We start from the raw sequence: 23,453 nt of genomic DNA on the forward strand, positions 1-23,453 counted from the left end.
CGCAGGGTTCCTATGCGGCGCGCTGAAAAACCTAATCTTTTCAATGCCTGGGTGGGAGCCGGGTTCCAATTCGCCTAATTTGGCGGCAGCCGGCCGGGGCGGCTCGGCCTGATTCGCAGCCGTACCCGACCCCCGCGGTAGCCCCGGGGGTTTACGGGTGGCTGGAAATGCACAGCAACAATTGCCCGCCGTGGCGGACATCGCGCCGCACGATCGAGGTGGTCGGTGGCGCTACTGCACGTCGAGTGGTTCGGTGCCGGTCGGCTGGCCCGAGGCGTCGGTGGTGATCTTGTCGACGCGGGCTTCGGCCTGGCGCAGCAATTCCTCGCAGCGCCGCTTCAGCGCCTCGCCGCGCTCGTAGATCGCGACCGATTCCTCAAGCGGGACCTTGCCGTCCTCGAGCCGCTTGACGATCGATTCGAGTTCCTCGATCGCGCGTTCAAAGGAGAGCTTCTTCACGTCGGCTTGGGTATTCTCGGCCATTCTTGCGTTCCCGATTGCGTGGATCAGATCGCAACCTGATCTTGTCGTCCAAACATGACCTGTCGCAGGCCATGCTCGCCCCGGCGCAGAATCAATCGAATTTTTGCGGACGTATTGTGGCGGGGATTTACCCGTCCATCAATGCGGTGACGTGAGATGCTACCGACTCTTTCAGGCCCTGCAGGTCGTAGCCGCCTTCCAGGACGGAGACGACGCGGCCGCCGGCGCTCTTGTCGGCGAGATCCATCAGCTTGCGCGTGACCCAGCCGAAATCCTCGCCCGTCAGGTTGATCGAGGCCAAGGGATCGCGGTGATGCGCGTCGAAGCCCGCCGAGATGACGACGAGTTCGGGGGAGAACTTCTCCAGCTGCGGCAGGATCAGATTCTCGAAAGCGGAGCGGAACTTGGCGCCGCCGTCGCCGGGCGCCAGCGGCGCGTTGACGACAGTGTCGTGCTCGCCACGCTCGCCGGCGGCGCCAGTGCCGGGGAACAGCGGCATCTGGTGCGTCGAGCAATACATCACGGTCGGGTCGGCCCAGAAGATATCCTGCGTACCGTTGCCGTGATGGACGTCGAAATCGATGATCGCGGCGCGCTTGATGCCGTATTTGCGCTGCGCGTGGCGGGCGGCGATCGCGGCATTGTCGAAGAAGCAGAAGCCCATCGGCGTCGATTTCTCGGCGTGGTGCCCGGGCGGGCGCACCGCGACGAACGCGTTTTGATGCTTGCCCTCCATCACCGCATCGGTGGCGGCCACCGCGCCGCCGACGCCGCGCATCACCGCTTCCCAGGTGCCTGGCGACATCGAGGTGTCGCCGTCGATATAGATCATGCCCGAGGTCGGCGCGATGTGGCGGAGTTCGCTGACATAGTGCTCGCCGTGACAGAGCAGCACGGTGTCGAGGTCGCCTTCCGGCGCGGAATCGCGCACCAGCGCCTTGAAACGATCCTCGCCGAGCACCTCGGCGACCGCCCGCAGCCGGTCGGGGCGTTCGGGATGTCCGGGAGGGGTCAGGTGGTCGAGACAGGCCGAATGCGTCAGAAGCAGTGTCATGCAAATTCCCGGCGCAATCGATGCGCGTGCGAGGACGCATGATCCGGAAAAGTGCGCAGCGGTTTTCCGACCAAGATCATGCAAGAGCAGGCCCTAATCTAGGCCGTTAGCGGCGTTCCGGAAAGGGCCGACATCATCCCTGTTCCCGTCCTTCCAAAGCCTGGGCGTTTTCCGCGTCACCGCGAGCGGAGCGAAGCAATCCATGCCGCATGCTCGGAGACAATGGATTGGTTCGCTCCGTTCGCAATGAGGTGAGGGGCTGCGTACGTCACCCCTGGACCTCGCTCAATTGATCCGCTCGATCCGCTTGCCTGCCGTCGGGCCTACCGGGCTGTTGGCCTTGAAGTAGGCATAGAGCGCATCGACGTCGTAGATGCCGAACTGCTGCGCGGTTCCTTGCTTGAACACGGTGAAGCCGTCGCCGCCCTCGGCGAGATAATTGTTCACGGTGACGCGGTAGCTCGCGGCCGGGTCGATCGGCTTGCCGTCCAGCGACATCCGTGCGGCGATGATGCGCGCGCCATCGGGCTTGCTCGCATCCCACGCATAGGAGAACCCCTTCGAGACCTGGAGGGCGCGCGGCCGCTTCGGATCGGCCCATTGCTGCTCCAGCGCGTCCTTGAGCTGCTTGCCGGTCAGCGTCATCGTCACGAGCTGGTTGCGGAACGGCTGGCTTGCGAAGATATCGGCATAGGTCACCGCGCCGTCCTCGCGCTTGACGATGTCGGTGCGCACGCCGCCGGGATTGGTGAAGGCGATCACCGCGCCGCCATTCGGCTCGGCGCTGGTTGCAAGCAGCTGTGCGTCGGCGACGATGTCGCCGAGCGGGCTCTCGCCAGTTTCGGCAGGTGTACGCGACAGCGTTTCGGTGACTGAGCCTGCCGCGCGGCTCGCGATCGGCGCGGCCAGCCGGTCGTAGGATTCCAGCAGCGCGCTCTGCTCGGGATCCTTGGCCGTGCCGGCGATCCGCACGATGGTGTTGGCGGCGCTGGCGCTGATCACGTCATGGCTGTTCGGATCGAGCTGAAGATCGATCGCCGTGACCAGGGTGCCGTATTTGTCGCCGGAGGTGACGAGCCGTCCGTCGATCTCGCAGACATAGGCCTGGTGGGTGTGGCCGGAGACCACGACGTCGACCGCGCGATCGAACTTCTTGACGATGTCGACGATCGGCCCGGAGATCCCTGGACATTCATTATAGTCGCCGGCCGGAAAGCCGCCTTCGTGGATCAGCACCACGATCGCCTCGACGCCCTTCGCCTTCAGCTCGGGGACCAGCGCATTGACGGTCTCGGCCTCGTCGCGAAAGTCGAGGCTCGCGACGCCGGCAGGCGACACCAGGTTCGGGGTGTTCTTCAGCGTCAGCCCGATGAAGGCCACTGCAATGCCGTCGAATTGCTTGATCTCGTAGGGCGGAAACACCGTCTTGCCGGTCGCCTTGTCGATCGTGGAGGCGGCGAGATAGCGGAATTTGGCTCCTGTGAACGGGTGTGGCCCCTGGCATTTGTCGATCGGATGGCAGCCGCCATTCTGCATCCGCAGCAGCTCGTCCTTGCCCTCGTCGAATTCGTGATTGCCGACCGAGGAGATCGCAAGCCCCATCAGCGAGAGCGACTCGATGGTCGGCTCGTCGTGAAACATCGCCGACAAGAACGGGCTTGCGCCGATCAGGTCGCCGGCCGCAACGAAGATGTTGTTCTTGTGGCCCTCGCGCAGCTGCTTGACGATAGTGGCCATCCGCTCGGCGCCGCCGGCGGGCTCCATGATCTTCCTGGTCGCGTGAGCGGGGTCGGTGATGCGGATGCCGCCCGGCGGCGGCCGCAGATAGCCGTGGAAATCGTTGATCGCGAGAATGCGCAGGCTCACCGGCTCCGCGGCCTGCGCCGGGCAGGGGCTTGCTGCGGCCAGTCCGAACGCGCAGAGCGCGGCGAGAGGGGAAAGGCGGGGCTGTCTCATGATCTGTCCATGGAGCACGGGATCATGGCGCCGCGCCACTACAATTTTGCGACGCTTCGTTTCAATCCTTCGGGCGAGCCATGAATGCCTTGAACGCCTCGACTGCTTCCTCGGAGCGCATCCGTTCGCTGAACAGATGGTTCTCCTGCTCGATGCGGCGGGTGACGTCCTCCGGCGGCAGCCGGATCAGGCGCCGCGAGATCGCCACCGCCTCGGCCGGCAGCGCGCAGATCTCGCGCGCCACCTTGTGCGCCTCCACCTCGGCATGTCCCGGCGCCACCACGGTATTGACGAAGCCGGCGACGCGGGCGTCGTCGGCCGACATGGTGCGGCCCATCACCAGCATCGCGAAGGCACGCTGGTGGCCCATCATGCGCGGCATCAGGAGGCTCGAGGCGCCTTCCGGCACCAGGCCGAAATTGGAGAACGGCGTCGAGAACAGTGCGGTCTTGCTGGCGAGCACATAGTCACAGTGAAACAGCATGGTGGTGCCGATGCCCATCGCGACGCCGTCGACGGCGGCGATGATCGGCTTCACATTGTGGGCCAGCGAATACAGGAACTTGACGAGGTCGGAGGCCGGCGGGGTCTCGCCGGTCGAGGTGCCCTGCGCGAGCAGGTCCTCGATGTCGTTGCCCGCGGTGAACACGCCGGAGCCGCCGGTGATGATCAGGCAGCGGATATTCGGATTGTTCTGCGCCTTGTCGATCGCGTCGCTGATCGCGCGAAACATCTCCTGGGTAATCGCGTTCTTCTTCTCGGGCCTGCGCAGCCGGATCACGCGCGTGGCGGCTTCGTCGGTCACTATGACATGCGCGGTCATCGAGCGGTCCCAGGGTCGGCCGGCAGCGTCGCCGGCGGAGGTCGTGCCGCCATCCTACATGATCCGGTGCAAGCCCCAAGAGCTCCAGCGTGTTCCGGGCCGCTTTTCCCCGTGGGCGAGCATGAGAACGGCGCAATGCAGATAACCGGAGCTTGCGATACCGGGCAGGGGACGTTGGTCGGAGGCCGGACGCGCACGGCGATGCTGCCCTCCGCCCGCGCCACGATGGCGCCGGTGCCGCCCGCCTGCAGCGCCCGTGACGCTCGCGACGAGTTTAACTTCCCCGCGAGAAACATTCCGCTGTTCGCGGCATTTCCCCCTTTGCTGACAGGCCGAGCAGACCCCGACACGTCGTTGTCGTGGTTCCGTGTCCGGCTGACTTGAGGAGAGCGGCGGCATGCAGATCTCCGGACGTTTGGAACTATCGCGGCGCCATCTGTTGATTGTTGGAGCCGCCTCGCTTGCGGCGTCGTCGATTGCGACGCCCCCGCCTGCGGCCGCCCAATCTGCCCCGACCGGAGCGCCCGTGATGACGAGAGTATCCTTTGACGTGAACGGCGAAACCCACCAACTCGAGCTCGACACCAGGACCACGCTGCTCGATGCCCTGCGCGAGCACCTGCATCTGACCGGCACCAAAAAAGGCTGCGACCACGGTCAATGCGGCGCCTGCACGGTGATCGTCGACGGCCGGCGGATCAATTCCTGCCTGACGCTCGCCGTGATGCATCAGGGCGACGAGATCACGACGATCGAGGGGCTCGGCACGCCGGACGGGCTGCATCCGCTGCAGGCGGCATTCATCGAGCATGACGGCTATCAATGCGGCTATTGCACGCCGGGCCAGATCTGCTCGGCTGTCGCCGTGCTTGCCGAGGTTAAGGCCGGCATCCCGAGCCATGTCACGGCGGATCTGAATGCGCCGCTGCGACTGACCAATGCCGAGCTCCGTGAGCGCATGAGCGGCAACATCTGCCGCTGCGGCGCCTATTCCAACATCGCCGAGGCGATCAGCGAGGTCGCCGGGAGGAGCGCATGAGATCATTCAGCTATGAGCGCGCCGCCTCGCCGGGCGCGGCGGCCGCAGCCGCCGCCGGCACCGCGAACGCCAAATTCATCGCCGGCGGCACCAATCTGCTCGACCTGATGAAGCTCGAGATCGAGACGCCGGCGCACCTGATCGACGTCAACGACCTGGCGCTCGACCGCATCGAGGAGACTGCGGACGGCGGCTTGCGGATCGGCGCGCTGGTGCGCAACACCGATCTCGCCGCCGATATCCGCGTGCGGCGCGACTATGGCGTGCTGTCGCGCGCGCTGCTCGCCGGCGCTTCCGGCCAGTTGCGCAACAAGGCGACGACCGCGGGCAATCTGCTGCAGCGGACGCGCTGTCCTTATTTCTACGACACCAATCTGCCCTGCAACAAGCGCAAGCCCGGCAGCGGCTGCGCCGCGATCGGCGGCTTCAGCCGCCAGCATGCGGTGGTCGGCGTGAGCGACGCCTGCATCGCGACCCATCCGAGCGACATGGCGGTGGCGATGCGCGCGCTCGACGCCGTCGTCGAGACGGTGCGGCCCGACGGCACCACGCGCAGCATTCCGATCGCCGAGCTGCATCGTCTGCCCGGCGACAGCCCCGAGATCGAAACCAGCCTGGAGCCGGGCGAACTGATCACCGCGGTGGTGCTGCCGAAACCGGTCGGCGGCGCGCAGGCCTATCGCAAGGTGCGCGACCGCGCCTCTTATGCGTTCGCGCTGGTGTCGGTTGCCGCCATCGTGCAGCGCGACGGCACCGGCCGCGTTGCGCTCGGCGGCGTGGCGCACAAGCCATGGCGCGTCGAAGCGGCGGAGGCGGAATTGCCCGACGGCGCCAAGGCCGTCACCGCGCGCCTGTTCGCCGATGCGAAGCCGACCAAGGACAATGCGTACAAGCTGCCGCTCGCCGAGCGAACGCTGGCGGCGGTGCTGCGCGAGGCCAGGGCTTGAGATCCAAGGCTTAAGATGAGGGCCTGACATCATGCGTTTTGAACATCCCGCCACCTTCAATCCGATCGACCAACTCAAGGTGATCGGCCACCCGACCAGCCGGATCGAGGGGCCGCTGAAGACCACCGGCACCGCGCCTTACGCCTATGAGCGGCACGACGTCGCGGCCAACCAGGCCTATGGCTACGTGGTCGGTTCGGCGATCGGCAAGGGGCGGATCGGTTCGATTGATCTCGAGGCGGCGAAGGCTGCACCGGGCGTGCTCGCCATCGTCACATCGGGCAATGCCGGCAAGCTCGGCAAGGGCGAGCGCAATGCGGCACCGCTGCTCGGCGGGCCCGAGATCGCGCATTATCACCAGGCCGTCGCCATCGTCGTCGCCGGGACCTTCGAGCAGGCGCGGGCCGCGGCGCAGCTGGTCCGGATCGACTACGTCAAGGGCGACGGCAAGTTCGATCTCGCCGCGGAGCGGGACAAGGGCATCACGCCGCACCCGTCATTCGGCGGCCCGGCCGATACCGCCGTCGGCGATTTCGCCTCCGCCTTCGCTGGTGCGCCCGTGCAGCTCGATGCCACCTACACGACGCCCGATCAGGGCCACGCGATGATGGAGCCGCATGCTTCAATCGCGGCCTGGGACGGCGACAAGCTCACGGTCTGGACCTCCAACCAGATGATCGCCTGGGGCGCTGAGGACATGGCGAAGACGCTTGGTATCCCCAAGGAGAATGTCCGCCTGGTGTCGCCCTATATCGGCGGCGGCTTCGGCGGCAAGCTGTTCCTGCGCGCCGAGGTGCTGCTCGCCGCGCTCGGCGCCCGCGCGGCCGGCCGGCCGGTCAAGGTCGCGCTGCAACGTCCGCTGATGTTCAACAACACGACGCACCGTCCGGCGACGATCCAGCGCATCCGCATCGGCGCCGAGCGCGACGGCAAGATCACCGCGATCGGCCACGAAAGCTGGTCCGGCAACGTCAAGGACGGCGAGCCCGAGATGGCGGTGAGTCAGACGCGGCTGCTTTATGCCGGCGCCAGCCGGATGACGGCGACGCGGCTTGCGGCGCTCGATCTGCCGGAGGGCAATGCGATGCGCGCGCCCGGAGAAGCCTCCGGCATGATGGCTCTCGAGATCGCGATCGACGAGCTCGCCGACAAGCTCGGCATCGACCCGGTCGTGCTGCGCATCAGCAACGACACCCAGGTCGACCCCGAGCATCCGGAGCGGCACTTCTCGCAGCGGCAATTGGTGCAGTGCCTGAGCGATGGCGCGGCGCGGTTCGGCTGGGACAAGCGCAACCCGAAACCCGGCGCCGTCCGCGACGGACGCTGGCTGGTCGGAATGGGCGTCGCCGCGGCCTTCCGCAACAATCTCGTGACCAAATCGGCGGCCCGCGTTCGTCTCGACCAGCAGGGCATCGTGACCGTCGAGACCGACATGACCGACATCGGCACTGGCTCCTACACCATCATCGCGCAGACCGCGGCCGAGATGATGGGTGTGCCTCTGGACAAGGTCGCGGTGCGGCTCGGCGATTCCGACTTTCCGGTGTCCTGCGGCTCGGGCGGGCAGTGGGGCGGCAACAATTCCACCGCCGGCGTCTATGCCGCCTGCACCAAGCTGCGCGAGGCCATTGCACAGAAGCTCGGCTTCAACTCCGCGGAGGCGGTGTTTGCCGACGGCGTGGTCCGCTCCGGTAATCGCAGCGTGCCGCTGGCGCAGGCCGCCGGCGGCGGCGAGCTCGTGGCGGAGGATGCCATCGAATACGGCGATCTCGCGAAAACCTACCAGCAGTCGACCTTCGGCGCGCATTTCGTCGAGGTCGGCGTCGACGCCGACACCGCTGAAATCCGGGTGCGGCGGATGCTTGCGGTCTGCGCGGCGGGCCGCATCCTCAACCCCAAGGCGGCGCGCAGCCAGGTGATCGGCGCGATGACCATGGGCGTCGGCGCGGCGCTGATGGAGGATCTGGTCGTCGACAAGCGGCACGGCCTGTTCATCAATCACGACCTTGCTGCCTATGAGGTGCCGGTCCATGCCGACATCCCGCATCAGGAGATGATCTTCCTCGACGAGACCGACCCGATCTCGTCGCCGATGAAGGCCAAGGGCGTCGCCGAACTCGGCATTTGCGGCGTCGCCGCCGCTGTCGCCAATGCGGTCCACAACGCGACCGGCGTTCGCGTGCGCGACTATCCGATCACGCTCGACAAGCTGCTCGCGGGAATGCCGGTCTAACCTCGCCCGACGAACGAACCGATGCCCCGGCCGATCGCGGCGCCGTGCTGAAACAGCGCGCCGAGGTGATCGCCGGGCACCGACATCGCATCGAGGCCGTTCTCCGCGGCAAAGCGCTGCATCGGCGCATGCGGTCCGTCGTCCTGTCCGTTCCACAGCAGCACCGGCACGCGCGAGGACAGCACCGCGTCCTTTGCGCCATCGACCTGGCCGAGCGCATTGAAGCAGGCCCGCACGCCGCCTTCGAGATCCGGCGTCACCCATTCGGCGAGCTCCGGCACGGTGCGGCGGGCAAAGGTGATGAAGGCGCCATAGGTCAGCGGGCCGGCATTGCCGCGCGGCAGTCCGGTGAGAAAGTCCCAGCCACCGATCGCCAGCGACGCCAGCCGTGCCGGGAAAAATCGGGCGACGCCGACCGCGACCCAGCCGCCCATCGAGTGTCCCACTACATGGGCGCGCTCGTCGCCGAGATCGTCGATCACGGCGACGATGTCGCCGGCGCGCTGCGCCTGATTATAGAGCGCCGGATCGGCCGGCTTGTCGCTGAGGCCATGTCCGAGCGAATCGACGCAGACGACACGAAAGCGATCGGCAAGCGCGTCGACCACGCCGCATTGTTTCCAGCTCGCGGCGTCGAGCAAGAGACCGTGCTGCAGCACGATCAGCGGCCCGGATCCCTCGACGGTGTAGTGGATACGCTGGCCCCGGTGATTGGCGAAAGGCATTGATAGAGTTCCCCACGTTTCACCAGAGGTGAGCGTGAAGGCGCCGGGTTTCAAGACCTCGTTCCGGATCAGGAACCACATCGCCGATGGCGGGCGGAACCTCGCCTTCAGCCGCCCCACACGGTGGCTTCGCTCCAGCCGAGATCCCTGAACTCGGCCGCGCGGAGCGGCGCTTCACCGGCGGCGAAGAATTCGTCGAGCTGCGGCGGCTTGACTGTGGTCTCCGAGAGCATCGCATGGGCCTGGCCGCGATGATGGATCTGGTGCTGAAACAGATGCATCAAGAGGCGGTCGCGCCGCTCAGTCTGCACGCTCGTGTCGCGATTGATCTTCACCACATCATCGAGCCGCTCAGCCGTCAGCACATCGCAGTGCACGATCAGCCGCTGATCGATCGCGCGCTGGGCGTCTTTCAGCTGCGCCACCGACGGATAGGGCACTTCATTGGCCCACGCCTTCGGCCCGAGCCAGCCGCCCTCGAGCGCGTCGATATAAAACAGGTCGATGACATGAATGTGGTTCAGTGTCGCCTGCAGGCTCGGGAAGAACCCGGTCCGCGCCGCGGCGAACTCCGCCTGGCTGAGACCGGCGCAGGCCGTGAGCAGGCGATGATTGGCCCAGGCGTTATTGTACGCAAAAGCGCGAAAGGTCTGAACGAGGCCTGCTTGCATATCGGTCCTCACTGGATTGACTGTTTCAGGCGGGCGCGGCGGCGAGCCGGCCGACCTGCGACAGTGATCGCGGTGCTTGCGTTGGTGACTTGATCCTCGCATAGCTAATCCATCGTGGTGCACTTCATCCGAAGGCGGGAGCAGATGCAACTGGCAAAGAACGTGATCGACGTCGGCCTTTCCTCCAACGACCTCGAGCCGATGCTGCGGTTCTGGCAGCACGATGCCAGGCTGCGCTTCGATCATGTGCAGCCGATCCGCCGCGGGCAGAAGCAGTACCGGCACGACGCGCAGGGTTCGGTCATCAAGCTCAACCATCATGTCGAGCCGCTGCCGGACGCGGCGCCGAGCGGCTATCGCGAGCTGATCATTGCGCGCGCTGGCGTCGACGCACCGCAACGCATGGCCGACCCCGATGGCAACAGCGTTTGCCTGGTCGCGCCCGGACATGACGGCATCACCCAGATCGCCGTCATGCTGGCGGTGCGCGACCTCGCCGCGCATCGCAGGTTCTACGGCGACATCCTCGGCTTCGCCGAGCAATCATGGTCGGGCGGTCCGGCGTTTCGCCTCGGCGACAGCCTGATGCTGCTCAAGGAAGACGCTGCCGCCACGGTCGATCCGATCCGGCCGGCGCGCGGCTGGCGCTACATCACACTGCAGGTCGCCGACATCGATGCCGTGCATGACGAGCTGCGCGCCAAGGGCGTGCGGGAAGGCCTTGCGCCGGTGACGCTCGGCGAGGTCGAACGGATCTCCATGATCCTCGATCCCGATGGCAACTGGATCGAACTGTCCCGCCGCGCATCGATCGTTGGAAGCCTGTCCGACCGCTAGCCAGCAAATTTTCTGCCCGCCCGGGCGGCGCCGATGATATGATTCCGACGAATGCATCCAATTTGATGATCGCTTTATGCAGTCGATTTTCGGGCCGCGGCGGGTTCATCGATCGATTCCACGAGCGGTTATCGGCTCGGCTTGCCTGCTGCTGTTTGTCCCCGTCGCGAGCGCCCAGCCTCTCGGCAATCCAGCGGTAACGCCCGCCGCGCAGCGCGCAGAGCCGGCGCAGGCAGAAACATCGCAAACGGAAACGTCTCGTCCGGATGCCAACGCCGGGGCCGATCGGTCGGCGTCCGATCAGCAATCGTCATCCGTTCCGTCGCCGGCGCCGATACCTTTGCGTCCAAGGCCCGATGGGCCGCAGCAATACTGCAAGGCGTTGGAAGAGGCTGCATTGGAGAACGGCTTGCCGCCGGATTTCTTCGTCCGGCTGATCTGGCAGGAAAGCAATTTCGATCCCAATTCGGTCAGTTCGGCCGGTGCCCAGGGGATCGCCCAGTTCATGCCCGGTACCGCGCGGTGGCGCGGTCTGGCCGACCCGTTCGAGCCATTGCCTGCCTTGCAGGAATCCGCGCGTTGGCTCCGCGAGCTGCGCGCGCAGTTCGGCAATCTCGGCCTTGCGGCGGCCGCCTATAATGGTGGTCCACGGCGCGTTCAGGATTGGCTGGCGGGACGTGGAAGCCTGCCGGGCGAAACGCGCGCCTATGTCAGGATCATTACCGGCAAGTCCGCCGAGGAATGGGCGCAGGGTTCGCTTGAGGATCGGGTCCACACCGACGCGGTCATGGCCTGCGGTGACATCGTGCGCGGCATGCTCGTTCGGGCACTTCCCGCGGGCCCAAGAGAGTCCGTGACAATCGCGCAGCAAGCTGCGTGGGGGCCCTGGGGACTTCAATTGGCCGGTGGCCCGTCGCAATCGCGCGTACTCGCCGACTACCAGCAACTTCAGAAACGATTTGCATCCGTGCTCGGCGATCGCGCACCGCTCGTTCTGAGATCGCGCATGGCCGGGCCAGGCTCGGCCACCTGGTATCTGCTCCGGGTCGCCGAGACGACCCGCGAGCGAGCTAACCAGCTGTGCGCCCGATTGGAGGCAGTCGGCGGGCGCTGCCTCGTGTTTCGAAACTAGTGGCACACGTTGCACGTCGCCGCGACCGACGGCGGGATGAGGGCTAATTGGCGGCAGAGCCTTCGACCGCAAATGTGTGGTACCTGGCGTATTTCTCGCCGACCGCCCGAACCTGCACGTAGGCTGGATCGTGTCGCCAGGCCCAAAGCGCCTCCATGGTCGGATACATATAGATGACGACGCGCTTGGGTGGATTTCCATCAACGGCAACGACCTGCGAACCGGTTGCCGCCGCGCCGGCAGCCGCGATCAGCTTGCCGCCATGCGCCTTGATGATCTCCTTCGCCTTCGGGAGATATTCCCTGGCATAACCATCGGGATCGGTGACCTCGATTTGCCCGATCAGATAGGCGGGCGGCCTGGCTTCGCCATGCAGTGCTTCGGCGCCAAGAGCGCCGATAGCGGTACAACTCAACATGACCAGAGCCATCTTGCCTCCAGAACTCATGGGAGCTTCCTCCGATGCCGTGGCGGTGCCACAAGCCGCAGCCTGGCAGGACTCTCCACGAGACTTCGAAATACGTCCAATACATATATTTTCTCGAACCTTATGCTTGAATGGTATAAGCGGGTATGACTCTTCAACAGGCCCTCACGTTCTTGACGGTGGCCGAGCTCGGCACGGTCTCAAAGGCCGCTTTGCGGTTGCGTGTCGCCCAACCCGCTCTCTCTAGGCAAATCATCGGTCTCGAACGGGAGCTCGGCTTGCAGCTCTTCGATCGCGTCGGGCGCCGGCTTCTATTGACCGGCGAAGGCGAGCAGTTGATTGCGGGCTGTCGTCTGCTGCTCAACAGCGTCAATTCCTTGAAGGAGCAGGCTCAGCTGCTTCGTCAAGGAGATACCGGGGTCCTAAGGATCGCCGGCTCGCCGCAACACATCGAAAGCGTGCTGTCGGAATTTCTGCACCGGTACGCGGAGCGATATCCCAGGGTCGAGATCAGGATCAGGGAGGGGACGGGCAGCGAGATATTGGCGATGCTCGAACGTGGGGAAGTTCATCTCGGCCAGAATTTGTTGCACGCCGTCAAGCTGGACGAACAGCACTTCGGCAGCCTTCCGCTTGGATCCGTGCAGTTACTGGCTGCTTGCCATCCGTCGATGCCGCTTGGTCCCCGTCGCACAATCGAGATCGCTGACCTTGCCGAACTTCCGTTGCTGCTGCTGGACAGCGGGTTCGGATTTCGCCGTGCTTTCGATGCGGCAAGCCGTATGGCGGGACTGAAACCGAAGATCATGTTCGAGAGTCGCAGTCCGCACACCTTGCTGGCACTCGCCGAGGCGGGGCACGGCGTCGCGATCGTTCCTTCCCAGCTTCAGTGCTGGCGCTACGGATTAAGGATTGTCGGTCTCACGCACAGACGCCGCGTGTTGCAGGAGCCCCTGACCATCTCATGGGACAAGCGGCGTCCGTTGCCTCGTTTCGCGACTGACTACTGTGCAATGCTGGCAGCACATATGCGGGAGACGTTTCCGATCACGCGCCCGACGGAGCCGGCAGCGGCAAAAGCAAGTGTTCGGACGCGCGCCAGGCGAGTTCCACGCAAGGCGAAAAGTCGGGGCGGTTGAATGCTGCTTGCGCGCGGCAGCTTGCCGGTGGCGCGCGAAAGGCAAAGACGACGCTCATCGGCGCGAGGGCCTTCTCCTGGACCGGTGTGAGATGGGCCGTCCACGACGCAGGCCAGCAGCGCCGGATGTTCAATAACCTCCGGAGGCGAGCTTCCGTCGGAAGCTAACGTCTGGACCTGTATCGGCACCCGTCCGGCATTCTCACTTTTTCATCTTGATGCCGTTCTTGGCACGATACTCGTTGAAGACAACGTCAATGGCCTGAATGACCTTCTTGTCCTGGTTCGCCTTGCAATAAACGATGATCTGGTGCTCCAGATCCTTCGCGCGATCGACCTTCATCAAGTGCTTCTTAGCGAGGCCATTATACCAACCGCTGTACCAAACCGTCAGATAATCGGCATCCTCCTGGAAGGTGTTGGCAAGCTGGGCGCATGTAAGCGCCTGAACATCAACATAGCCGTCAGCGTTCGCGTAGGTCTTCAACTCGACCTGGGCCTGACAGGGTGTCACGGCTGAAATCGCGACCGCCGCGGAAGCCAGAAACAATTTTATGGACATGCTATCTTCCCACAGGTTCTCGTGAATGACTTCTTTCGGATCGCAGCGCAAACCGGTCTCGCGGGACTTGCTACCAGTACCGCGCGGGATCGGCCCACTTTGCTCGGAGTGGGGTGATGTTTTGGGCTCGCGCGCGCGGCTGCATCAGCATTTGGTCACGACCTGACCATAGGCGTTGGTCACCTGCACGCACCCCGGCGTGGCAACATAGGCGCCGGCTGCTACTGCTCCAGCGGCTGCGGTGCCGTAGACGGCGCGCCGCGTGGTCCGGCGCGCGACCCCGGCATAGCTCATCGGCGTCAACGGTCGTCCGACCCGTGCTTCCGCGGTGGAAACCAGCCCTTGCTCGATATGGCCCTTGCCATTCCAGAGCAGCGTGCCCGAGAATGTGACGGCGGTTAAGAGAAGCAGAAGCGTCTTGCGAAGTGGGTTGGTCATTTCTTGGCTCCAGCAATTGTGCCCGCAGGTACTTCGTCAAATTCGATCATGACGTCGGAATCGAGTCCGACCTTCGTCGCGCCTTCCGGCGGCTTGAACGAGAAGGTGTCCGCGGCAGCGATTGCATCGGTCTTCCAGTCCTTGATCCGCAACGTATATTGCGGCGCGCCAGCCACGGTCTTGCTGGTGATGACATATTTGCGGGGGATCGGTTGCGGACCGGTCTGGATCCAGATCTGCCAGTCCGTGTCATGTCCGCGGAACGCCAGATGCTCGCACTCGACGCCGTCGATCACGCCCTGTCCGATATGATGCCCTTCAATGACGTCGGACGTAAGTACGTCGAAGGAATTCGAGAGCAGCAGATCCGTGCCGGGCATCGCTGCTCCCGTTTTCGCCTGAATCGCCTCCACAAGTTGCTCGACCGTGCCGGGTGCGTCGGCCTGCACATAGGCCTTGGCGTTATTGCCGTACAGCGAGACGGTCTTGCCGTCATAGACCAGGTCGACATCGGTATAGCCACCGGTTCGTCTGACCCTCAATTTGTCGGGCCGGGTCATTTTCAACTGACCGGAGCTGGAAAACTGGATCTTCTGTAGTTCCGGCGTGATGATCTCGATGTCGCTATCGTACGTCGCGGTGATCGATTTCTGGGCGGCCGTATAGTCCGCCATCGCCTTCAGCAACGTCGTGGAGTCATCGGCACGCGCGTGACCGATCGGCGTTGCAGCTATGGCGATCGATGCAGCCACCCCCGAAGCGCGAAGCAATGCGCGCAGTCTTTTCCTGTTCATGCCGGTCCTCCCTAAGGTCGCGACCAGTCTGGAGCACCTGCGCCGTCGCTCGCTTGATTTAAATCAAGGAGCCGGTCCAACGATAATGGATTTCGGGAGCACGGCAGCCGAGCAGACGTCGGGCCGGATGCGGAGCCGAACAAATATTGGGGGTGATATGAGAAAGCTGCTGATCACAATCACGGTTTTGTTGTTGTCGAATGCGTCCGGCAAGGCGGAAGAAAAGCTGGTTGTCGACATGAGCAGGATGACCTGCCGCGAGCTGGCCAGGCTCGACTTCCAGGATTTTGCCGGTGTCACCATGTGGCTCAGCGGGTATTACAACGCGAGCGTGCACAACACCGTGGTCGACCTGTATCAGTTCGCGCAAGCTGCAAAGACCGTGAAGGATTTCTGCCAAACGAGCCCGCAGTCCACGGTCATGTCTGCGGCCGAGCGGGCTCTCGGTATTAAAATGCCCCGTTCGCGCTAGGCTACGCGATCGGCAGCCTGACCTCAAATTCCGTGCCTTGGCTGCCTGTCGCAACAAGCGCCAGCATTCCCCCATGCCGATCGATGATCGTGCGACAAATTGCGAGACCCAATCCCATCCCATCGGCTTTGGTCGTGAAGAACGCATCAAAGACGTTGGTGTGCTGAGGTATGCCAACTCCGGCATCCCGGACGTTCAGAACGATCCAGCGTTGGTCGATACGGGTCGAAACGGTTAGCTTTCGTTGATCAACTGGTATCGACGCCATGGCCTCAACGCCATTCTTCACGATATTCAACACCACTTGCTGCAATTGAGCCCGATTGCCCGTGACTGCGTGAGGGTGATCGGAAAAGCTGGTCGAGACGGATATCTGGTTAGTCTGCAGATCATGTTGCATCAAACGCAAGACCTGGCACACCACATCCTCGATCTGCATCCTGGAGCGATTGGAGGCGCTCTTGAACAGACTGCGGATGCTCGTGATCGTCGAGTCAACGCTCAGGCTGGCGCGCTCGATGTCCTTCAGGACAACGTCGATCTCCTCAAGGTCGGGCGGCTCGGCGGCGAGCTGATTAAGCGCAATGCTCGTGTTCAAGGTGATCGAGCCGAGGGGAGATCTGATTTCGTGCGCGATTGCGGCCGTCGCAGCGTCGATGCTCATAAGCTGATTGGCCCGTTCTCGCCGCTGGAGAATTAGCGCGCTGGCCAGACGGGAGTACAGCACCATCAGCTCCGTTAGCAGGACGCATAGCAGCATGCAGCTCGCTACCAGCGCGAAGCCGCGCGCGGCGTACCAGCCGACAGAGAAGCGAACGGAGCTGGCGACCGCCGCTACGAGAAAGTTCGGCATCCAGGCGACAAGCGTCACCATCAGCCACATGTCCAGAATTGTGCGTCGGCGGCTGAACAAGACCGCCAACGTCGCCGCGCCCACGAGCCAGAGCGCAATGTTGATCTGGCTCCCGAACCGCGTTTGCAGGGTAACGCTCCCGCTGTAGAAGCTCGGCAAGTGGTTCACCCACGCTGTCACGGTCCACGTCAGTGCAGCAACGGTGGTGAGGACGGCGCATATTGTCGCTATGATGCTCGCTCTCGTCGACCGGGCGGCGGCGCCTCGCTCCGTCTTATCCTTGAGAAGCGTGTATGCCAGGATGCTCAGTGGAAACGTGGTGTGCCAGAAAACAAAAAACCACGCCGGTGTATCGAAGCCATCGCCGAGTATTCCGTTTGGGCCATAACCACCGGGAAAGCTCAGTGTCTGCAAGAAGGCAAACGCGCCGCTGAAGAGATATGCACCGGCGACGGCCAATAGTCCGCGCCGAGGTTGCACAGAATACTGTCCGAACAGCAGCGTAGCGGTCAGCAGATCGGCGGCGCTTAGCACTGTCTGCAGGACTGGAACAAATGCGTCGACCCTGCCGATCTGTACGCTCGCAAACGGCGCGATACAGGCGGCGAGGACAAACAGCGCGGCCACCACCCACATGGCCGCGCGGCGATGTTCGCGCGTTGCGGGCATGAGAGGAATCACCAGAGGAAATTCGTCTTCGTGAGGCGACGTGATTTGCCTTGTAATCATCTTCGTCCCTCAAGAGGATGGCCGTCTGCCGGAATGAGATCGAAATCAGCTCGGCTTGAGTTGCTCGGCCATCAAGACGAGTTCGGCAAGCGATCGGGCCTGCATTTTCTCCATCACTCGTTGACGGTGCGCCTTGATGGTGCGCACGGTCGAACCAAATTCATTTGCGATCTGCTTGTTTAATTTGCCCTCAACGACCCGTTCGAACACATCGCGCTCTCGCGGAGTGAGCTTGGCCGCGTTGGTGCGGTGAATCGCTTTTTCTTCTCGACGCTGCTGGGAGGTCTTGTGCTTATCAATTGCACGTTCGATCGTGGAAAGCAGAATTTCGGCCGTGACCGGCTTCCTCAGAAAATCCTCGGCGCCAGATTTGATGGTACGAACCGTGATCGGTATGTCTTCGTACCCGGAAAGAAAGATGATCGGGAGCTCGACGTTCTGCGCAATCAGCTGCTGCTGCAAGTCGGGGCCAGTGATTGCCGGCAGGCGAACATCAAGCAGTATGCAGTCAACCCTATTCTGGTGGAGCTGCTGCGCCAGCAGCCGCTCCGCTGACGGAAAGGATTGGACATGATAGCCTGCCAGCTCCAGCAGACGCTGGGCAGCGCCGCTGAACTCAGGGTCATCGTCCACAAGGTAAATCGTCCCACGCAAACCAAGCCGCTCAACCTGCAATTCATGGAACCTGTAGCTGTGTTTTCCAGTGTCAACAACACGGGTTTTTACGGGCTTCGTGATCGGGTCTTTCAGCGGAGCCATGGATGTCCGCTCCCGGTCGGGAATCGTCGATGACGGCGGAGTCGGGCACCTCCGCTTTCCCTGCGCCCTCTGCTTGAGGAGAGGGCGGAACGAAGCGCAAAGCTCGGACAGATCGTGTCGCGAGAACGCGGATGTATGACGAACTGACCGTGCAACACATTCGGTGTCGTCGCGGCCTTCGCCAGGACGACGGCTGTGAATGCGGCGCGGCCTATGGCCAGGGAGGGCGTCGTACCCCGCCAGTACCGCGTCCGCGCCGGTCACCGCCTCGGCGCTTTCGGTCACGGTCTTTTCCAGCGACGGCGCCTGTACGGCGATGTTCTCGGCGAAGAAGCGCGCCAGCGCGACATAGCGCTGCGGCTCGGCTTCGCCGTTCGCCTTGGCGGCCAGCGCCTCGCCGGCGAGCATGCAGCCGCCGAGCGTTCCGGCGAACAGCCGCAGATAGGGCGTTGCGCCGGCCAGTGCCTCGTTCGGCGCCGAGGCGCTCGAGCAGCCATTTGCTGATGCGCTCCAGCGCGGCGTGCGCGTTGCGCAGCTTGGGCGCTTCCGAACTTGCCCTAGCGGATTAAGTGTGTATGCTTGCGGCGTTCGATTTGCCGTTGTGCCTTGTTGAATGGTCAAAGCGGCCCTTTTCCAAAGAACATCGTCGGTTGAAGGATGATGCGGAACCAAGCGCGAATTCACGTGCGTCCGCTTTGGAGAAGACAAATGCCTACAGGTACTGTGAAGTGGTTCAACGGCCAGAAGGGCTTCGGTTTCATTCAGCCCGATGACGGCACGAATGACGTGTTCGTTCACATCAGCGCTGTCGAGCGGGCCGGACTTGGCGGTCTCGCCGAGGGCCAGAAGCTGTCGTTCGAACTCAAGATCGACAAAATGCGTGGCAAGACCAGCGCCGAAGATCTTCGGCTGGCTTGAATCGATCTGTCATTCCACGGATGTACTGGGATGACAGCCGCGGCCCGCTCGATCCTCTGATGGGTTGAGCGGGTCACGCTGCTTTTCAAAGGGCTCATTCGCTCATGGCCAAGAAGCCGGAAGAACTTTCTGCCGAGCGCCTGGCCAAGGCCCAGCGCCAGCGGCTTGCCGCCGAGGCCGGTGCGCAGGCAATCGCTGAGGTCGAGCGCGACGCGATCGCCGTGCGCAAGAACATGGTGCGTCTGCGGGCTCTTCGTGAAGCGCGTGACGCCGAGGCGGCCGCGCAGGCTGGCGCTGCACCCGCAGGCGCGGCATCTGTGGCTGCCAAGAGAACCAAGCGGGTCAAGCGCATCGTGCGCTAAGCCGCGCAATCACGCACGTCTTCGAGTCCGTCGCTGATAGTTGCTGAAGCGGACCTGTTGCTTCGCGGCCTCGGCCGCTACGTTCAGGTCGCGAAGCCTGGCCGTTGCCCGAACTATTTGGGACGATCGGCCTCCTTCCGTTCGCCGCCTTCAGTCTGATCCTGATGTAGTCAGTGATATCGCCGGCCGCATCACGCAGATCCTGTTCCGTCAGGCCTTGCTGTCCCGCCATCTCGACGCACCGGTGCGCCAACTCGGCAACGTCCTGCGAGGCACCCGGCGTTCCATATCGCTCGGCAGCGTGGACGCTGTTTTCAATCCAGAAATCAAGGAACTCTCTCGCTTTTGCGGTCATGACTCACCCGGACGGCTCGCGCGCCTCCGTCCTCACCGGCCACATTCCCCGGTCTTCGCAGGAACAATCAAGAGCCGGGGTAAATTACCATGCCGATGACGCGCTATTATTTCGATCTTCGTGATGGCGGCGGCCTGGCGATCGACGAAGAGGGCATGGAGATGTCCAGCTTCGGTGCGGTTCAGGAGGAGGCTGCGCGCGCCTTGGCCGACGTCATTCGGGATTCCTTTCGCGGTCACAATTTCCATCAGATTGCCATCGAGGTCCGGGACGGCGATGGGCCCGTGCTTGAGGTGGCCATCGCTTGGCGCAGTTGCCGGCTGGATTCTTGAGTCTGGCTGCGCAACGCAGCGGCTAGCGCCTTGTGATGCCGAGACTGAGACTGACCTGAAATAGCGGCCCTTCGTCCGTCCGGACCTCAAACGCCAATAGACTGTGTTTGTCCAAAGGCGGGTTCTCCTTGGCTATGCTGAGCAATGACTGCATCGCTTCGTGCGCGGCAGTTTCCTCGTCGCGTAGCTCGATGCCCTGTTTGTCGGCATAGAGTTGCTCGCCGCTGCGGATATCGAAATAGTAGCGGGTTGCCATCTTCGGCTCCCTTTGGTGGCGGGAGCTGCCCAGGCTCTCAGGTGCCGGCGCTCAATAGTCATCCGGCAGCGACGTACTCTGCGCCTGTTGGAGCGAATTTGCTACTCGGCAACGGTGGAGATTTTAGGGAACCGGCTCCGCGTTCGCGGTCAAGCCGCCATCGCCGTTCAGCCATGATCTCGCCGTGGCTGAACCGCCGGATATAATTCTCATGATCAGCGACTGCGTCTTGCATAGCCGAGATAAGTGCATAGGTTTCGTAGATCGACTGGCCTTGAGCCTTGTAGATCGGTTCCACGGGACCTTTTTCCAAAGACATCGTCGGATGAAAGCGAGGACGCGTGCTTGCAGCACCGCGGCTGAAGCTTCCGCGATGTTGTTGGTCGGCTGCCGTTCCACGGATGTACTGGAATGGTAGTGCGGCCCGCTCTGTCACTGATGGAGCGGGCCATTGTAGTGTTCATTCAATGTGCGTTGTACCGCGAGAGAGGTGATCCGTTGCAAGTTCTTGTCAGGGACAACAACATCGACCAGGCGCTTCGAGTTCTAAAGAAGAGGTTGCAGCGCGAAGGCGTCTTTAGAGAGATGAAGCGCCGCAGATCGTTCGAAAAGCCATCGGAAAAGAGGGCTCGAGAGAAATCCGAGGCCGTGCGGCGAGCCCGCAAGCTTGCCCGCAAGCAAGCGATACGGGATGGATTGATCGCGGCTCCTCCGCGGAAACCCAAATTCCCGGCGTCCAGACCTTCGGTGCCAAGGCAATTGCCACAGCAAGCAGGCGGCACACGGGAGACTTAGCCCGTACCGATCCTGCTGGAAGGATCGTGCAGGATGACGCGGCGATCTTATCGAGGCAACGGATGCCTCCAGGAACGTATCTCCGATGAGATATGTCGTCGGCGAGCCGTGGATCGGGATGTTCGATCGAGGCACGACGATCAACGGCGACGTGCGCAGAACCTGGCCGGCACGGCCATCAACGCAATGGCAGATCATTCCGCCAGCCAGTTCGATCAGGCCGCCCGCAAGCGTGACTTGCTCGACGGCCCGGAGGAATTTCGCGCGGATCGCTGACGAGACGTGTGATTCGGCGGTAGCCGCAAAACTCGATGCCGTCCCGGGCAAGCGAAGCGCCGAATGGTTTGCAAAGCTGGAGCCACAGCTCGTTTCAACAACGGAAGGCTGTGGTTGTGGGTCCCTGCTTTCGCAGGGACGACAGCTGTGATGCCGCACGTCGTGTGCATCAAACGAGCGAGGAGGGCCTTTGGCGACCACAGCGCTTTGGGCCCTCTCACCTCGCAATGACGGTGGAAAGTATGTTACCCCGCCAGCACAGCATCCGCGCCGGTCACCGCCTCGGCGCTTTCGGTCACGGTCTTTTCCAGCGACGGCGCCTGCACGGCGATGTTCTCGGCGAAGAAGCGCGCCAGCGCGACATAGCGCTGCGGCTCGGCTTCGCCGTTCGCCTTGGCGGCCAGGGCCTCGCCGGCGAGCATGCAGCCGCCGAGCGTTGCGGCGAACAGCCGCAGATAGGGCGTTGCGCCGGCCAGTGCCTCGTTCGGCGCCGAGCCGAGGCGCTCGAGCAGCCATTTGCTGGTGCGCTCCAGCGCGGCGTGCGCGTCGCGCAGCTTGGCGCCCGTGGTGCCGAACGCCGGATCGTTGGAGGTCTCGACCTGCTTGATGACGACAGCGAGCTCGTCCAGCAGCGCCCAGACCGAGGCGCCGCCATTGGCGCCGAGCTTGCGGGTGACGAGGTCGATCGACTGGATGCCGTTGGTGCCCTCGTAGATCGAGGTGATGCGGGCGTCGCGATAATGCTGCGCGGCGCCGGTCTCCTCGATGAAGCCCATGCCGCCGTGGATCTGCACGCCGAGATAGGCGACTTCGTTGCCGATGTCGGTGGAGAAGGCCTTGGCGATCGGGGTCAGCAGCGCGCCGCGGGCAGCGGCCTCGGCGCGCACCTTGGCGTCCTTGGCGCGCACCGAAACGTCGAGCGCGACCGCGGTGGCGTAGCAGATCGTGCGCGCCGCCGCCGTCATGCTGCGCATCTGCATCAGCATGCGCTTGACGTCGGGATGCACGATGATCGGATCCATCCCGTCGCTCTTGTGGCCGATAGCTTTCCCTTGCCGGCGCTCCTGCGCATAGGCCAGCGCTTGCTGATAGGCGCGGTCGGCAATGCCGACGCCTTCGAGGCCGACGCCGAGGCGGGCCTGGTTCATCATCGTGAACATGCAGCGCATGCCCTGGTTTTCCTCGCCGATCAGATAACCGATCGCGCCACCCTTATCGCCCATCGTCATGGTGCAGGTTGGTGAGGCGTGCATGCCGAGCTTGTGCTCGACGCCGCTGGCATGGATGTCGTTGCGCTCGCCGAGCGAGCCGTCGGCATTGACCAGGAATTTCGGAACCAGGAATAGCGAGATTCCCTTGGTGCCCGAGGGGGCATCGGGCAATCGTGCAAGCACGAAATGCACGATGTTGTCGGTCATGTCGTGCTCGCCATAGGTGATGAAGATCTTGGTGCCCTTGATGCGATAGGTGCCGTCGGGGGCGCGTTCGGCGCGGGTGCGCAGCGCGCCGACGTCGGAGCCGGCATTCGGCTCGGTGAGCTGCATCGTGCCGGTCCACTCGCCGGTGACCAGCTTCTCGAGATACGTCTTCTTCAACTCGGGGCTGCCATGGGCATCGAGCGCCTCGATCGCCGACAGCGTCAGCAGCGGACAGAGGCCGAAGGCGACGTTCGACGCGCTCCAGATCTCGGTGCAGGCGGCGTTGACCGCGAGCGGCAGGCCCTGGCCGCCGAACGCCTCCGGCCCCGACACCGCGTTCCAGCCCGCGGCGGTCCAGCGCTGGTAGGCGTCGGGCCAGCCCGGCGCGGTCGTCACCTTGCCGTTGTCGAGCTTGATGCCGTGCTCGTCGCCGACACGATTCAGCGGCGCCAGCACATCGGAGGCGAACTTGCCGGCTTCTTCCAGCACCGCAGCGGTGATGTCGCCGTCGAAATCGCCGTAGTGGCCGGCCTCCACGGCGGCAGCGAGCCCCGCACCGTGATTGAGGGACAGCAGGATATCGTTGATCGGCGCACGGTAGGTCATGGCGTTACTCCCGACGAGGCGTTTGCAAATTGTCATCCCATGAAACCGGCGGCCTCTCAACAG

General features: G+C 63.6%; 26 protein-coding genes. 12 read left to right on the forward strand and 14 right to left on the reverse strand.

Translation table 11 applies throughout. The features are described from left to right. Nucleotides 1–231: 231 nt before the first annotated feature. From ACVWY5_RS08490 to ACVWY5_RS08505, 4 genes are all read right to left on the reverse strand, one after another. Nucleotides 232–483 carry an exodeoxyribonuclease VII small subunit gene (locus ACVWY5_RS08490; RefSeq protein ID WP_028334494.1) on the reverse strand — a complete coding sequence of 84 codons (252 nt, stop codon included), beginning with the start codon at nucleotides 481–483 and terminating at the stop codon, nucleotides 232–234. Nucleotides 484–610: 127 nt separating this feature from the next. Further along, the gene (locus ACVWY5_RS08495; RefSeq protein ID WP_028334493.1) at nucleotides 611–1,537 is read right to left on the reverse strand and encodes a histone deacetylase family protein; all 927 of its coding nucleotides are present in this window, start codon (nucleotides 1,535–1,537) and stop codon (nucleotides 611–613) included. Between the two features lie 285 nt (nucleotides 1,538–1,822). Then, entirely contained in the window at nucleotides 1,823–3,493 is a 1,671-nt protein-coding gene (locus tag ACVWY5_RS08500; protein WP_028334492.1) for a bifunctional metallophosphatase/5'-nucleotidase, read from the reverse strand. A 61-nt stretch (nucleotides 3,494–3,554) separates the two neighbouring features. After that, the gene (locus ACVWY5_RS08505; RefSeq protein ID WP_028334491.1) at nucleotides 3,555–4,316 is read right to left on the reverse strand and encodes a crotonase/enoyl-CoA hydratase family protein; all 762 of its coding nucleotides are present in this window, start codon (nucleotides 4,314–4,316) and stop codon (nucleotides 3,555–3,557) included. 397 nt (nucleotides 4,317–4,713) lie between these two features. Between ACVWY5_RS08505 and paoA the strand changes: the two genes are divergently transcribed. Genes paoA through paoC form a run of 3 tightly spaced genes read left to right on the forward strand, consistent with a single transcriptional unit; the run spans nucleotide 4,714 to nucleotide 8,535 of the window. Continuing rightward, on the forward strand, nucleotides 4,714–5,355 hold the full coding sequence (gene paoA, locus ACVWY5_RS08510; protein ID WP_028334489.1) for an aldehyde dehydrogenase iron-sulfur subunit PaoA: 642 nt from the start codon (nucleotides 4,714–4,716) through the stop codon (nucleotides 5,353–5,355). Then, nucleotides 5,352–6,302, forward strand: a complete 951-nt coding sequence (locus ACVWY5_RS08515; protein WP_028334488.1) for an FAD binding domain-containing protein — start codon at nucleotides 5,352–5,354, stop codon at nucleotides 6,300–6,302. The genes paoA and ACVWY5_RS08515 overlap by 4 nt, the downstream gene beginning before the upstream one ends. Nucleotides 6,303–6,333: 31 nt before the next feature. Next, entirely contained in the window at nucleotides 6,334–8,535 is a 2,202-nt protein-coding gene (paoC, locus tag ACVWY5_RS08520) for an aldehyde oxidoreductase molybdenum-binding subunit PaoC (protein ID WP_028334487.1), read from the forward strand. Here the strand turns inward: paoC and ACVWY5_RS08525 are convergent. Further along, nucleotides 8,532–9,260: an alpha/beta fold hydrolase gene (locus tag ACVWY5_RS08525; RefSeq protein WP_028334486.1), complete on the reverse strand. Its 729-nt coding sequence runs from the start codon at nucleotides 9,258–9,260 to the stop codon at nucleotides 8,532–8,534. The two genes, paoC and ACVWY5_RS08525, sit on opposite strands and share 4 nt — an antisense overlap. A 107-nt stretch (nucleotides 9,261–9,367) precedes the next feature. Continuing rightward, on the reverse strand, nucleotides 9,368–9,931 hold the full coding sequence (locus ACVWY5_RS08530; RefSeq protein WP_028334485.1) for a DinB family protein: 564 nt from the start codon (nucleotides 9,929–9,931) through the stop codon (nucleotides 9,368–9,370). 144 nt (nucleotides 9,932–10,075) lie between these two features. Here ACVWY5_RS08530 and ACVWY5_RS08535 point away from each other — a divergent pair, with 144 nt between their 5' ends. Together ACVWY5_RS08535 and ACVWY5_RS08540 are read left to right on the forward strand one after the other, a co-directional pair. Beyond that, complete coding sequence (locus ACVWY5_RS08535; RefSeq protein WP_028334484.1) at nucleotides 10,076–10,768, forward strand: VOC family protein; 693 nt, start codon at nucleotides 10,076–10,078, stop codon at nucleotides 10,766–10,768. Nucleotides 10,769–10,844: 76 nt separating this feature from the next. Then, nucleotides 10,845–11,900: a lytic transglycosylase domain-containing protein gene (locus tag ACVWY5_RS08540; RefSeq protein ID WP_080667097.1), complete on the forward strand. Its 1,056-nt coding sequence runs from the start codon at nucleotides 10,845–10,847 to the stop codon at nucleotides 11,898–11,900. Nucleotides 11,901–11,943: 43 nt separating this feature from the next. Here ACVWY5_RS08540 and ACVWY5_RS08545 read toward each other — a convergent pair whose 3' ends face one another. Beyond that, on the reverse strand, nucleotides 11,944–12,330 hold the full coding sequence (locus ACVWY5_RS08545) for a DUF1330 domain-containing protein (protein ID WP_028334483.1): 387 nt from the start codon (nucleotides 12,328–12,330) through the stop codon (nucleotides 11,944–11,946). Nucleotides 12,331–12,473: 143 nt separating this feature from the next. Between ACVWY5_RS08545 and ACVWY5_RS08550 the strand changes: the two genes are divergently transcribed. Further along, entirely contained in the window at nucleotides 12,474–13,466 is a 993-nt protein-coding gene (locus ACVWY5_RS08550; RefSeq protein ID WP_028334482.1) for a LysR family transcriptional regulator, read from the forward strand. A gap of 201 nt (nucleotides 13,467–13,667) precedes the next feature. Here the strand turns inward: ACVWY5_RS08550 and ACVWY5_RS08555 are convergent, their stop codons facing one another. From ACVWY5_RS08555 to ACVWY5_RS08565, 3 genes are all read right to left on the reverse strand, one after another. Continuing rightward, nucleotides 13,668–14,027: an HdeA/HdeB family chaperone gene (locus ACVWY5_RS08555; RefSeq protein WP_038377519.1), complete on the reverse strand. Its 360-nt coding sequence runs from the start codon at nucleotides 14,025–14,027 to the stop codon at nucleotides 13,668–13,670. Nucleotides 14,028–14,171: 144 nt separating this feature from the next. Next, the gene (locus tag ACVWY5_RS08560) at nucleotides 14,172–14,465 is read right to left on the reverse strand and encodes a hypothetical protein (protein ID WP_028334480.1); all 294 of its coding nucleotides are present in this window, start codon (nucleotides 14,463–14,465) and stop codon (nucleotides 14,172–14,174) included. Beyond that, nucleotides 14,462–15,217, reverse strand: coding sequence for a DUF2092 domain-containing protein (locus ACVWY5_RS08565; RefSeq protein ID WP_321176833.1), 756 nt, complete (start codon nucleotides 15,215–15,217; stop codon nucleotides 14,462–14,464). The genes ACVWY5_RS08560 and ACVWY5_RS08565 overlap by 4 nt, the downstream gene beginning before the upstream one ends. Here ACVWY5_RS08565 and ACVWY5_RS08570 point away from each other — a divergent pair. After that, nucleotides 15,198–15,731 carry an HdeA/HdeB family chaperone gene (locus ACVWY5_RS08570; RefSeq protein WP_080667103.1) on the forward strand — a complete coding sequence of 178 codons (534 nt, stop codon included), beginning with the start codon at nucleotides 15,198–15,200 and terminating at the stop codon, nucleotides 15,729–15,731. The genes ACVWY5_RS08565 and ACVWY5_RS08570 overlap by 20 nt on opposite strands. A gap of 1 nt (nucleotide 15,732) precedes the next feature. Here ACVWY5_RS08570 and ACVWY5_RS08575 read toward each other — a convergent pair whose 3' ends face one another. Beyond that, nucleotides 15,733–17,253: an MASE4 domain-containing protein gene (locus ACVWY5_RS08575; RefSeq protein ID WP_160321827.1), complete on the reverse strand. Its 1,521-nt coding sequence runs from the start codon at nucleotides 17,251–17,253 to the stop codon at nucleotides 15,733–15,735. A 105-nt stretch (nucleotides 17,254–17,358) separates the two neighbouring features. Further along, nucleotides 17,359–18,756 carry a response regulator gene (locus ACVWY5_RS08580; RefSeq protein ID WP_317250356.1) on the reverse strand — a complete coding sequence of 466 codons (1,398 nt, stop codon included), beginning with the start codon at nucleotides 18,754–18,756 and terminating at the stop codon, nucleotides 17,359–17,361. Between the two features lie 24 nt (nucleotides 18,757–18,780). On the opposite strand from ACVWY5_RS08580, the gene ACVWY5_RS08585 reads away from it, so the two are divergent. The 3 genes from ACVWY5_RS08585 to ACVWY5_RS08595 all read left to right on the forward strand — a co-directional run bounded on the left by ACVWY5_RS08585 (nucleotide 18,781) and on the right by ACVWY5_RS08595 (nucleotide 20,039). Beyond that, a complete protein-coding gene (locus tag ACVWY5_RS08585) occupies nucleotides 18,781–18,990 on the forward strand; it encodes a cold-shock protein (RefSeq protein WP_016844538.1) in 210 nt (69 codons plus the stop codon). A 104-nt stretch (nucleotides 18,991–19,094) separates the two neighbouring features. Next, the gene (locus ACVWY5_RS08590; protein WP_028334476.1) at nucleotides 19,095–19,352 is read left to right on the forward strand and encodes a hypothetical protein; all 258 of its coding nucleotides are present in this window, start codon (nucleotides 19,095–19,097) and stop codon (nucleotides 19,350–19,352) included. A 444-nt stretch (nucleotides 19,353–19,796) separates the two neighbouring features. Next, nucleotides 19,797–20,039, forward strand: coding sequence for a DUF6894 family protein (locus ACVWY5_RS08595; protein WP_028334475.1), 243 nt, complete (start codon nucleotides 19,797–19,799; stop codon nucleotides 20,037–20,039). A 22-nt stretch (nucleotides 20,040–20,061) separates the two neighbouring features. On the opposite strand, the gene ACVWY5_RS08600 is transcribed toward ACVWY5_RS08595, so the two are convergent. Then, the gene (locus ACVWY5_RS08600; RefSeq protein ID WP_028334474.1) at nucleotides 20,062–20,295 is read right to left on the reverse strand and encodes a DUF6894 family protein; all 234 of its coding nucleotides are present in this window, start codon (nucleotides 20,293–20,295) and stop codon (nucleotides 20,062–20,064) included. A gap of 498 nt (nucleotides 20,296–20,793) precedes the next feature. Between ACVWY5_RS08600 and rpsU the strand changes: the two genes are divergently transcribed. Together rpsU and ACVWY5_RS08610 are read left to right on the forward strand one after the other, a co-directional pair. Further along, a complete protein-coding gene (rpsU, locus tag ACVWY5_RS08605) occupies nucleotides 20,794–21,090 on the forward strand; it encodes a 30S ribosomal protein S21 (protein ID WP_080667102.1) in 297 nt (98 codons plus the stop codon). Between the two features lie 85 nt (nucleotides 21,091–21,175). Next, a complete protein-coding gene (locus tag ACVWY5_RS08610; RefSeq protein WP_321176832.1) occupies nucleotides 21,176–21,517 on the forward strand; it encodes a hypothetical protein in 342 nt (113 codons plus the stop codon). 94 nt (nucleotides 21,518–21,611) lie between these two features. Here ACVWY5_RS08610 and ACVWY5_RS08615 read toward each other — a convergent pair whose 3' ends face one another. After that, nucleotides 21,612–23,390, reverse strand: a complete 1,779-nt coding sequence (locus tag ACVWY5_RS08615; RefSeq protein ID WP_028334473.1) for an acyl-CoA dehydrogenase — start codon at nucleotides 23,388–23,390, stop codon at nucleotides 21,612–21,614. Nucleotides 23,391–23,453: the final 63 nt, after the last annotated feature.

The organism is Bradyrhizobium sp. USDA 3256 (genome assembly GCF_054058275.1).